Annotated in this window: 8 protein-coding genes and 1 tRNA gene; 5 read left to right on the forward strand and 4 right to left on the reverse strand. The window is 64.5% G+C overall.

Annotated features, from left to right (window positions below; all coding sequences use genetic code 11):
• Positions 1-397: 397 nt before the first annotated feature.
• On the forward strand, positions 398-2,689 hold the full coding sequence (locus C41B8_RS09570; RefSeq protein WP_051883345.1) for a mechanosensitive ion channel family protein: 2,292 nt from the start codon (positions 398-400) through the stop codon (positions 2,687-2,689).
• A gap of 671 nt (positions 2,690-3,360) precedes the next feature.
• On the opposite strand, the gene C41B8_RS09575 is transcribed toward C41B8_RS09570, so the two are convergent.
• The 4 genes from C41B8_RS09575 to C41B8_RS09590 all read right to left on the reverse strand — a co-directional run bounded on the left by C41B8_RS09575 (position 3,361) and on the right by C41B8_RS09590 (position 7,431).
• Positions 3,361-3,437: transfer RNA gene (locus C41B8_RS09575), tRNA-Arg, on the reverse strand.
• Between the two features lie 121 nt (positions 3,438-3,558).
• A complete protein-coding gene (locus C41B8_RS09580) occupies positions 3,559-5,571 on the reverse strand; it encodes a UvrD-helicase domain-containing protein (RefSeq protein ID WP_037337143.1) in 2,013 nt (670 codons plus the stop codon).
• Positions 5,572-5,633: 62 nt separating this feature from the next.
• A complete protein-coding gene (locus C41B8_RS09585; RefSeq protein ID WP_037337145.1) occupies positions 5,634-7,139 on the reverse strand; it encodes a YifB family Mg chelatase-like AAA ATPase in 1,506 nt (501 codons plus the stop codon).
• A gap of 49 nt (positions 7,140-7,188) precedes the next feature.
• Entirely contained in the window at positions 7,189-7,431 is a 243-nt protein-coding gene (locus C41B8_RS09590; RefSeq protein ID WP_037337147.1) for an accessory factor UbiK family protein, read from the reverse strand.
• A 204-nt stretch (positions 7,432-7,635) separates the two neighbouring features.
• Between C41B8_RS09590 and glnK the strand changes: the two genes are divergently transcribed.
• The 4 genes from glnK (at position 7,636) to C41B8_RS09610 (ending at position 11,479) form a co-directional block, all read left to right on the forward strand.
• Positions 7,636-7,974 carry a P-II family nitrogen regulator gene (gene glnK / locus C41B8_RS09595; RefSeq protein ID WP_037337149.1) on the forward strand — a complete coding sequence of 113 codons (339 nt, stop codon included), beginning with the start codon at positions 7,636-7,638 and terminating at the stop codon, positions 7,972-7,974.
• A 347-nt stretch (positions 7,975-8,321) separates the two neighbouring features.
• Positions 8,322-9,629: an ammonium transporter gene (locus tag C41B8_RS09600; RefSeq protein WP_037337151.1), complete on the forward strand. Its 1,308-nt coding sequence runs from the start codon at positions 8,322-8,324 to the stop codon at positions 9,627-9,629.
• 116 nt (positions 9,630-9,745) lie between these two features.
• Complete coding sequence (locus C41B8_RS09605) at positions 9,746-11,080, forward strand: ammonium transporter (protein ID WP_037337153.1); 1,335 nt, start codon at positions 9,746-9,748, stop codon at positions 11,078-11,080.
• Between the two features lie 60 nt (positions 11,081-11,140).
• On the forward strand, positions 11,141-11,479 hold the full coding sequence (locus C41B8_RS09610) for a P-II family nitrogen regulator (protein WP_037337156.1): 339 nt from the start codon (positions 11,141-11,143) through the stop codon (positions 11,477-11,479).
• The last annotated feature ends 5 nt before the right edge of the window (positions 11,480-11,484 follow it).

Below are 11,484 nucleotides of genomic sequence, written 5' to 3' on the forward strand. Positions count from 1 at the left end.
GCCGCACAATGTATTGGCTGCTGCGCGTGGACATGCGTATCAACACTCAACGATGACATAGCCCTCGGGAGCGAACTGGCTGTTCAGTCCGCGTTTAGGCGGTAAAAAATACATCCGCCCGCAGCCGCGGTCAATCTTCAACTAAAGTAGCATTCGCCGTCAGCAAAGGGGGTTCGAGTCCGCTACATCGAATACCGCAAACCTTTAGAAACATATGCTTTTCGCACTCAGGCGGGGTAAGCTGCCAAGCGTGGCCCGACGCGTCGTCGACACAAAATCGATCATTCGATCAAGATACGCTGCCCTTGGCCCACTCGGTTTCGTCCGCCTCGGCCCGCATCGTCGCGCCGGCATCGCCAGGCCGCGTCGGCTCGCCGTTTCCAGAAGAGTCTGCCTGATGTCGTTCGATGTGCTGCCCACCCGCTGCTTTGTGTCGCTGCTGCTGGTCGCACTCGTTTGCGTTGCCACGCCGGCGACGGCTCAAAGCCTGGGAGGTCTCGGACTGGGCCACGACCATCAGTCCAAGGCAGCCGATAAACCCGACCCGAAGCAGCTGAAATCCTCGCTCGACGACGTCATCGGCACGCTGGAGAACGACAAGAAGCGCGCCGCACTGCTCAAACAACTCAAACAGTTGCGCGCGTCTACCCAGGCCGAAGAAACCCACGAGAACCCGATCACCGGCGCGAACGGCGGATTGCTCGGCGCCCTGTCGGATTCGATCAGCAATCTCAGCAAACAAGCCAGGCAAGGCGAATCGCCCTGGGATATATGGCGACGCAATGCACGCAAGGCCGCAACGAACATGCGCCAGCTCTTCGTCGGCACGCAGCAACAGGCGTTGATCAGCAATGTCGCCGAAATCGCGTTCGGCCTCGCCATGCTGACCAGCGCACTGGTGGTCATGACCCTGGCCGGACGCAGCCTGTTCGCGCGGCGAGGCTGGCCGGTCAAACTACCGCCGGAACCTCGCCCGTGGATGCTCCTGGCCCATTTCTGTCGCCGCGTGACCCCCTGGGTCGTGACGTTCGCCGCGCTGCTGGCGGCGATTCACCTCATCCAGCCTGCCGCGCCGGCCAGCGCCACACTCCTGGTTCTGGTCTATGTAGGCCTGTGCGGACGACTGCTGTCGACCGTGTTCGATGTCGTGATCGCCCTGTTCACGCGCGGGCATCGTCGTGTCGCGGTTTCGATTCTGCATGACAAGGCCCTCGGGCCGCTGTTTTTCATCGGCGCGCTGGTTGCCTTCGGCGATGCGGTCAACAGCGCACGTCTGTCCGACCTGCTCGGCACCAACCTGGCGGACTGGTTGTCGGTGGTGGCCAACATGCTTGCCGGACTGGCGAGCGGCGCACTCATCCTGCGCATACGACGCCCCGTCGAGCACCTGATCCGCAACCGATCGCTGGCCAATCGCCGCGACCGGGGCGGTTTTCGTGAACTGGTGTCGATCAGCGCCCAGCTCTGGCATGTGCCGGCGCTACTGCTGGTCACCGCCTCGCTGGCCGCCATCTTCATTACCGGCGGCCAGGCACACGCCGCGTTCGCGCGCTCCATGATCTGCACGGTGCTGCTGGTTCTCACCTTCGTCATCACCGGCATCATCCGACGCCAGCACGAACGCGCCGCCCGCCGCCCGCGCAAGAGCCCGTACGCCGGACGATTCCGCAATCTCGGCTATACCCTCGCGCACGGCGTCGCCTGGCTGGCCTTCGCCGAGCTCTCGGTCCAGGTCTGGGGTTTTTCGTTGTTCGGCATCGGCGGCCGGGGCGCCGTCAGCGGCGAAATCGGGCGCGCGCTTCTGGGGGTCGGACTGACCATCGTACTGGCCTGGCTGGTCTGGATCGTGGTCGATACGGCCATTCACCGCGCGCTGCATGGGCGTGGTGCCCACGGCCGGCGACGCAACACCAACCGTGCCCAGACCATCACGCCGATGATCCGCAACATGGCGCTGTTCGTGATCATCGTCGTGGCCGGCATCGCGGGCCTGGCCAATCTCGGGGTGAACGTCACGCCGCTGCTGGCCGGCGCCGGCGTCATCGGCATCGCGCTGGGCTTCGGCGCCCAGAGCCTCGTGGCGGATCTGATCACCGGTATCTTCATTCTGATCGAGGACTCGCTGGCGGTCGGTGATTTCGTCGAGATCAACGGCTTCATGGGTACCGTCGAGGGGCTGAATCTGCGTGCTGTCCGCCTGCGCGATCTCGACGGCGTCGTGCATATCACGACGTTCTCGCATATCGACGCGATCCATAACATGTCGCGCCAGTTCGGGATTGCGCTGATCAAGATCCGCATTCCGCACGATCTGCGTATCGACGATGCCATCGAGCTGATGCGGCGCACCGCCTCGGATCTGCATCGCGATCCGTTCATGCGCGGCTTGATTCGCTCGCATCTGGAAATGCAGGGCATCCATGAATTCGATAACGGCTGCCCGATTCTGCGCATGCGCCTGCGCACCGCGCCCGAATACCAGTGGGACGTCTCCCGGGCCTTCAACCTCGCACTCAAGCGACGGATGGAAAGCGAATACATCAACCTCGGCGCGCCGCGTATGAGTGTTTCCATGGAAGCCGGCGGTGGTGCGCGCTACGACAAACGAGGCAAGACCAGCGAAGATAGCGACACAACGGCTACCGTCGACTGGCCGACCGACAACCAGCCCTCGCCCGATCCGGGCTGATATTGAATCGGCCCGGACACGCCAACGCGCAGCCGTCGAACCGGGATTGTCATCTGTCGCAGATTCGAATGGGCTTCGCTCAGGCCCAAAAAAACCCGCACGTATGGCGGGTTTTCAATATTTGGTGCGCCCGGCAGGATTATTCGCCGGCTACGCCGGCTCACCCTTCGGGCCCGTGCCGCTGCGCGGCCCGGTTCGGACTCGCGCCGCGAGTCCGTCGAACCTGGCTTGTTGTCTGTCGCAGGTGCGAATGGGCTTCGTTCAGGCCCCAAAAAAAACCGCACGTATGGCGGGTTTTCGATATTTGGTGCGCCCGGCAGGATTATTCGCCGGCTACGCCGGCTCACCCTTCGGGCCCGTGCCGCTGCGCGGCCCGGTTCGGACTCGCGCCGCGAGTCCGTCGAACCTGGCTTGTTGTCTGTCGCAGGTTCGAATGGGCTTCGTTCAGGCCCCAAAAAAAACCGCACGTATGGCGGGTTTTCGATATTTGGTGCGCCCGGCAGGATTATTCGCCGGCTACGCCGGCTCACCCTTCGGGCCCGTGCCGCTGCGCGGCCCGGTTCGGGCTCGCGCCGCGAGTCCGTCGAACCTGGCTTGTTGTCTGTCGCAGGTTCGAATGGGCTTCGTTCAGGCCCCAAAAAAAACCGCACGTATGGCGGGTTTTCGATATTTGGTGCGCCCGGCAGGATTCGAACCTGCGACCTTCGGCTTCGGAGGCCGACACTCTATCCAGCTGAGCTACGGGCGCTTGCGAGGTGCAAAGGATACGCGGTGCGGCGGCCATCGTCCATCGGCGCACGCAACGAATTCATGCCGGGCCGGATTGTCCGCGAAAAGACCACTCTTTCTCCGAACCCGACCGCCGAACATCAACTATCGGCCGAAGCCCCGAGCATGGCCCGGAGCGCAGCCACCTGATCGCGCCCCTGTTCCGCATTGGCCGCCTTGCTTCGCGTGCCGGTCGCACTCGGCCAGTCGAGCTCGTCGGCAGGCAGTTCCTCGAGGAAACGGCTCGGCACGCTGTCGCTTTCCTCGCCACCCCGGCGCCGTTTTCTGGCATAGGTCAGCGCCAGGGTCTTGCGCGCGCGCGTGATGCCGACGTAGAGCAGGCGCCGCTCTTCCTCGATCTTGTCGTCTTCCAGGCAGGCGTGGTGCGGCAGCATGCCTTCTTCCAGACCGGCCAGAAAGACGTGGTCGAATTCCAAGCCCTTGGCCGCATGCAGCGTGAGCAGATGCACCTGGTTCTCGACGTCTTTTTCCGACTGGTTGGCGAAATCCATCAACGACAGCCGGCGGACGACGTCTTCCAGCGTGACCGGCTTGCCGTCTTCGGCGTTGTCCAGCCGATCGAGCCAACCAATGAAATCGTCGAGGTTCTCGATACGCTTGCGTGCCGCCTTGGTGTTGGCCGAGGTATCGCGCAGCCAGTTGCGGTAGTCGATATCGACGATCAGCTGGCTGACGAGTTCACGCGGTGTCATGCCCTCGCTGTCCTGGGTCAGGTTGCGCAGCCAGTCGACGAAATCGGCCAGCCGCCGCCCGGAGCGCTCGCCCACACCGCCGGCGAGGCCGATGCCGCGCGCGGCATCGAACAGGCTGATATGGCGCGAGCCGGCATAACGGCCGAGTGCTTCCAGCGTGGCCGGCCCGATCTCGCGCCGCGGCAGATTGACGATACGCAGGAACGCCGCATCGTCGTCCGGATTGACCATCAGCTTGAGATAGGTCACCAGATCGCGGATCTCGCTGCGTTCGAAGAACGAGCGCCCGCCGGACACGCGATACGGGATATCCCGTTCACGCAAGGCTTTTTCGAAGGCGCGCGACTGGAAGTTGCCGCGATAAAGTATCGCGTAATCGCCATACGCCGTGCCCAGCCGCAGCTTGTGCGAGGAAATCTCGCTGGCAATACGCTCGGCCTCCCCTGCTTCGTCGGGCGCCGCGATCACGCGCACGCGATCGCCCGGGCCCATCGCGCTCCACAGGGTCTTTTCGTAGGCGCGCTGGTTCGAGGCGCCGATCAGCTGGTTGGCCGCCGACAACACGTTGCCGACGGAGCGATAGTTCTGCTCGAGCTTGATGACCTTGAGATGCGGAAAATCACGCGACAGATCGGCGATATTGCCGGGGCGCGCCCCGCGCCAGGCATAGATCGACTGGTCGTCGTCGCCGACCACGGTGAACGCCGCACGCGCGCCGGCCAGCAGCCGCATCATTTCATACTGGGCCGCGTTGGTGTCCTGGTATTCGTCGACCAGCAGATAGCGGAACCGGCTTTGCCAGCGCTCGCGGGCTTCGTGATCGGTGGACAGCAGATGCACCGGCAGCGCGAGCAGATCGTCGAAATCGACCGCGTTGTAAGCCTTGAGCCGGCGCTGATACTCGCCGTAGGCCCGCGCCAGCGGTATATCGCTGCCGGTGGCCTGGGCCGTTGCGGTCTCCGGATCGATCAGCGCCGATTTCCAGTTGCTGATGGCAGCCTTGGTGGCCTTGCGATGGTCGCCGTCGCGGCCGACGAGGTCGGCCAGGACCTTGTCGGCATCTTCCGAATCGAAGATAGAGAACCGCGGCTTGTAGCCGAGCGCTGCGTGCTCTTCGCGGATCATCTGCAGGCCGAGGCTATGGAACGTGCTGACCGTCAGCCCGCGCGCATCGTCGGCCGAGATGAGCTTGGACGCGCGCTGTTTCATCTCGCGCGCGGCCTTATTGGTGAAGGTCACCGCCACCACGCGGCGGGCATCGTAGCCGCGCGCGATCAGATGCGCGATCTTGCGGGTGATGACACCCGTCTTGCCCGAACCGGCGCCCGCCAGCACGAGCAACGGGCCGTCGAGATACCGCATCGCGGCATCCTGCTGAGGATTGAGCTTGGGTAGCGCCATGATGGCGCGATTCTACCAGTCGGGACCGGCCGATCGTACGCGATCGCACCGGCTCGATGGCGCTAACTGCGATCGAGCTGGCGATACCCGATGGCTTCGGCGATATCCGGCGCCTCGATGCGCTCGTGGCCAGCCAGATCGGCGATCGTGCGCGCCACGCGCAGAATACGATGATAACCACGCGCCGAGAGCCCCAGGCGATCGATGGCCTGATCGATCAATCGGGCGCCGTCCGCGGCCGGCGCGCAGTAATGATCGATTTGCGCGGGTGCGAGCGCGGCGTTCGGGCCGCCGTTACGCGCCTCGGCAGTGCGCCGCGCACCACAGACGCGCTTCTGCACCGTTTTGGAGCATTCTTCGTCCGATGCAGGCGCGGTCAGCACTTTTTTGGTGATCGGCGCTACATTCAGATGCATGTCGATGCGGTCCAGCAGCGGACCAGAGATACGCGCCCGATACCGCTCGATACGTTCGGGCGTGCAATGGCAACGTCCCGAGGCATCGCCTTGATAACCACAGGGACAGGGATTCATGGCGGCCACCAACTGGAACGCCGCCGGAAACTCGGACTGGCGCGCCGCACGCGAAATCACGATATGGCCGGATTCCAGCGGCTCGCGCAGAACTTCCAGCACCCGGCGATCGAATTCCGGCAATTCGTCCAGAAACAGAACGCCGCGATGCGCGAGCGTGATCTCGCCCGGCCGGGGCGTCGATCCGCCGCCCACGAGCGCCACGCCCGACGCCGTGTGATGCGGTGCACGAAATGGGCGACGTCCCCACAGCGACGGATCGAAACCGCCGCCCGAGATCGACGCAATCGCCGCCACTTCCAGCGCTTCGTCACGCGTCAGCGGCGGTAACAGGCCCACCAGACGTGACGCCAGCATGGTCTTGCCCGCCCCGGGCGGGCCGATCATGAGTAGCGAATGACCGCCGGCCGCGGCGATTTCCAGCGCGCGCTTGGCCTGCGCCTGGCCGCGGACCTCGGCCAGATCCGGCGCGGGCGTCTGTGTCGTGTCCGGGGTCTCGGCCACCGGCGTGGCCCAGTGGGTCTCGCCGCCGGCCAGCGTCGTGGCCACATCGGCCAGATGGGTCGCGGTCCGGGCCGCGTCCTCGCCGGCCAGTGCCGCCTCGCCGCCGTTGTCGGCCGGCAGGATCAAGCGCCGCTCGACGCTGGCAGCGGCCAGCGTGGCCGGCAGCGCCCCGCGGACACCGCGCAACGCGCCGGATAGCGACAGTTCGCCCAGAAATTCGTGCCCCAACAGCGCATTGACCGGGATCTGTCCGGACGCCGCCAATATCCCCAGCGCGATCGCCAGATCGAAGCGGCCGCCTTCTTTCGGCAGATCCGCCGGGGCGAGATTCACGGTGATACGCCGCGTCGGGAACTGGTAGCCGCTATTACTGATGGCCGCCCGTACCCGGTCCTTGCTTTCCTTGACCTCGGTTTCGGGTAGGCCAACGATCGCCAGCGCCGGCAGCCCGCCGGCCAGATCGACCTCCACGGCCACCGGCGGCGCATGCAATCCGGTCTGGGCCCGGCTATGGACCGTTGCCAGCGCCACGATTCAGCTTTCCGGCCGCGGCCGGCTGCTCGCCATCACCATGAGCGCGTCAGCTTTCGTTATCGCGCGATTCCAGCTCGGCGACCCGGTTCTCGAGTTCGCCCAGGCGCGCGCGTGCATGCGCGAGCATTTCCCGCGTGGCTTCGAATTCTTCGCGCGGCACCAGATCCAGCTCGGCGAGCTGGCTCTGCAGCACGGCCCGGAAATTGGCCTTCAATTCCTCGCGCAGCGGCGCGACCTGGGGCGGCAGCGCATTGGCAAGACGGGCGGCCATGTCTTCGATGGAGCGCATATCGGGTGTCGTTGGGGATGCGTGACGCAAGCATGCATTGATGCGTCGATACGCGCAAAGCGATCGCGATGATCGTCACGGGCACCGGCCTCCACCAGCGCTTGGCACGGTGAGTGCTAGACATATCCGGCAATCGTCCGCGGCGGCGCCGAAACAGCGCGCGCCGCCACCGGATTGCGTATTCATGCGTGACAGGAGCCAGTTATGAAATTGATCACCGCCATCATCAAGCCATTCAAGCTCGACGAGGTCCGTGAAGCGCTGTCCGAAGTGGGCGTACAGGGCATCACGGTCACCGAGGTCAAGGGCTTCGGCCGACAGAAAGGGCATACCGAGCTATATCGCGGCGCCGAGTACGTTGTCGACTTCCTGCCCAAGGTAAAGATCGAAGTCGCGATCGAGGAGCCCAGCCTGGATTCCGCCGTCGAGGCCATCTCCAAGGCCGCCCACACCGGCAAGATCGGCGACGGCAAGATTTTCGTTTCCGATCTGAATCAGGCGATTCGAATCCGGACCGGGGAAACCGGAAAGGACGCGCTCTAGGCGCTCATTTTCCAACGATATCCAAGGGGCGGCGGGCCCGGAAACGGTGCTGTGCAGCCCGGGCGTTGCAAACGAGGGGAACAAGGCATGAATCGCAGCCAAGGCAGCGGGCGTCTCGATCGCAACCATCAAATTTTTTCAAGAAAAACTTCCGGTTAAGGGATCTTTTCATACATCAAAACGCGCGGGCAGGCACGAATCGACACGCCAACTGGCACAAACCGTGCTTGAACCAAATTCGTGCAACGGTCATCGCCGGGCCGACGGCCACAGGGGACGCGATCGGATGACGAACCGTTTCGCGTCGTCGTTCATTGCCCATGCGCAGACGTCAAAAAGGTAGCCTCATGTCAAAACGTCGCATATTGAATTCTGCTGGTTTCGGTCTGGCCGCGCTCGCGGCACCGGGACTGGCTCTGGCCCAGGCCAGTACGCCCACGCTCAGCGCCGGCAATACGGCCTGGATGCTGACGGCCACGGCCCTGGTTCTGTTCATGACCATCCCGGGGCTGGCCCTGTTCTACGGCGGCATGGTACGCGCCAAGAACTCGCTGTCGGTGCTCATGCAGTGCTTCGCCATTTGCTGCCTGGTCACGCTGATCTGGGCGCTATGGGGTTATAGCGTGGCCTTCGGCGGCAGCGGCACGATCTGGGGCGGCCTGTCCAAGGCGTTCATGGCCGGCGTGGGCGTCGACAGCCTGTCGGGCACGATTCCCGAGACGGTGTTCTCCACCTTCCAGCTCACCTTCGCCATCATCACCCCGGCGCTGATCGTCGGCGCCTTCGTCGAGCGCATGAAGTTCTCGGCGATGCTCTGGTTCATCGGCCTGTGGGTGACCCTGGTCTACACCCCGATCGCACACTGGGTCTGGGGCGGCGGTTTCCTGGGCGGCCTCGGTGTTCAGGACTTCGCCGGCGGCACCGTGGTGCATATCAATGCGGGCGTAGCCGGTCTGGTCGCGGCCCTCATGCTGGGCAAGCGCAGCGGCTATCCGAAGACGATGATGCGCCCGCACAACCTCGGCTACACGCTAATGGGCGCGTCGATGCTATGGGTCGGCTGGTTCGGCTTCAACGCCGGTAGTGAGCTGGCCGCCGACGGCACCGCGGGCATGGCGATGTTCGTGACCCAGCTGGCCACCGCCGTCGCGGCGCTGACTTGGATGTTCCTGGAGTGGGGCAGCCACGGCAAGCCGAGCGTGCTGGGCATCTGCTCGGGCGCGGTGGCCGGTCTGGTCGCGATCACCCCCGCGTCCGGTTTCGTTGGCCCCATGGGCTCGATCGCGGTCGGCGTGGGCGGCGGTTTCTTCGCCTTCTATGCGGTCACCCTACTCAAGGGCAAGCTCGGCTACGACGATTCGCTCGATGCCTTCGGCGTACACGGTGTGGCCGGCATCGTCGGCGCGCTGCTGACCGGTATCTTCTCGGCCAAGAGCCTGGGCGGTGCCGGCCTGTCGGCCAACGCCGGCGGCAGCATCGTGACTCAGTTCGGCATCCAGGCCGCGGGCGTGGCGGTGACCATCGTCTATTGCGCCATCGTCACCGCGATCATCCTGGGCGTGCTCAAGGCAGTCCTGGGACTTCGCGTCGACGCCGAATCCGAGGAAGCCGGTCTCGACCTGTCGCTGCACGACGAACGAGCATACGACCTGTAATTCAAACCGTATCGGTCGAAAAGGGCGCCTTCGGGCGCCCTTTTTTATGGCGGCGATTGGAGACGGGCGGAAGCCGGCGGCTATACTTCGGTGCACCGCCTGCAACCGCACCGAAAATGAGCCTCATTTCGATACGTCGTCGTGCCTCGGCCCTGTTCTTGTGCATCGGCCTCGGGGTCAGCCCCACCGTTTGGGCCGCCCCGGCCACTGCCACGTTCGACAAGGCCGATACCGCCTGGATGATGATGGCCACGGCGCTGGTGCTGTTCATGACGCTGCCGGGCCTGGCCCTGTTCTATGGCGGGCTGGTGCGCGTACGCAACGTGCTGTCGGTGCTCATGCAGTGCTTTGCGATCTGTGCCCTGTCGTCGCTGCTGTGGTTTTTCATCGGCTACAGCCTGGCGTTTTCCGGCCACGGCTGGTTCATCGGCAATCTGGATCGGATCGGTCTGGCCGGTATCACCCCGAACGACGTGACCGGCACGATCCCGAGCTTTTTGTTCGTGCTCTACCAGATGACGTTCGCGGTGATCACCCCGGCGCTGATCATCGGCGGTTTCGCCGAGCGGTTGCGCTTTTCCGCCCTGCTCTGGTTCTCGGCGCTGTGGCTGCTGATCGTCTACATCCCGGTGGTGCACTGGATCTGGGGCGGCGGCTGGCTGGGCCAGCTCGGCATGCTCGACTTCGCCGGCGGTACCGTGGTGCATATCACCGCCGGCGTCGCAGCGCTGGTGGCCGCGATCGTGCTCGGGCCGCGCAACGGCTTCCAGAAGCGACCCATGGCGCCGCACAACCTGACCATGACGGTCTCCGGCGCCGGCATGCTCTGGGTCGGGTGGTTCGGCTTCAATGGCGGCAGCGCTCTGGCCGTGGACGGTCAGGCCGTGAGCGCGATGCTGGTCACCCATCTCGCGGCCGCGGCGGGCTGTATCGCCTGGATCTCGGCGGAATGGATCCGCTTCGGCAAGCCCAGTGTGCTCGGCATCGTGACCGGCATGGTGGCCGGCCTGGGCACGATCACGCCGGCCGCCGGCTACGTCGGTCCGGCGGCGGCTATTCTGATCGGGCTGGCCGGCGGTATCGTCTGCTTCGCCGCCACGATGTTCGTCGAACGCGTGCTGCATATCGACGATTCGCTGGACGTATTCCCGGTGCACGGTGTCGGCGGCATGCTGGGCACGCTCGCAGCCGGCATTTTCGCCGCGACCGGCCTCGGCCCGTTGTCGGGCTACGGGCTGGCGCCCGGCATGTCGGGTATCGGTGCCCAGTTCGGCGTTCAGCTGCTCGGGGTGGTGACGGTGCTGGTCTATACCGCCGTACTGACCTGGGGGCTGCTCAAGCTCGTCGACAAGCTGGTCGGCCTGCGTATCGGTCCGGACGATGAAGATATCGGCCTGGATATCACCGAACACGAAGAACGCGGCTATGATCTGCAAAGCACCGGCATGTAGACTCACCGAGCGCTATCCGAAGCTTTTATTGCAGGCATTCGCGCCAGAGGAGAACACGAGATGAAAATGGTCACCGCGGTCATCAAGCCGTTTCGCATGGACGACGTACGTGAAGCACTTGCGGAAGTGGGGGTTCACGGCACGACCATGAGCGAAGTACGCGGCTTCGGCCGACAGAAAGGCCATACCGAGCTGTATCGCGGCGCCGAGTACGCGGTCGATTTCCTGCCCAAGGTCAAACTCGAGGTTGCGGTCGACGAAGACCGGCTCGACGCGGTCGTCGACGCCATCATCGGCGCGGCCAAAACCGGCCAGATCGGCGACGGCAAGATCTTCGTACACGATCTGGAACAGGTGGTACGCATCCGTACCGGCGAGACCGACAGCGACGCGCTGTAAAACGA

It is taken from the genome of Salinisphaera hydrothermalis C41B8, assembly GCF_000732535.1.
GTDB classification, from domain to species: Bacteria; Pseudomonadota; Gammaproteobacteria; order Nevskiales; family Salinisphaeraceae; genus Salinisphaera; species Salinisphaera hydrothermalis.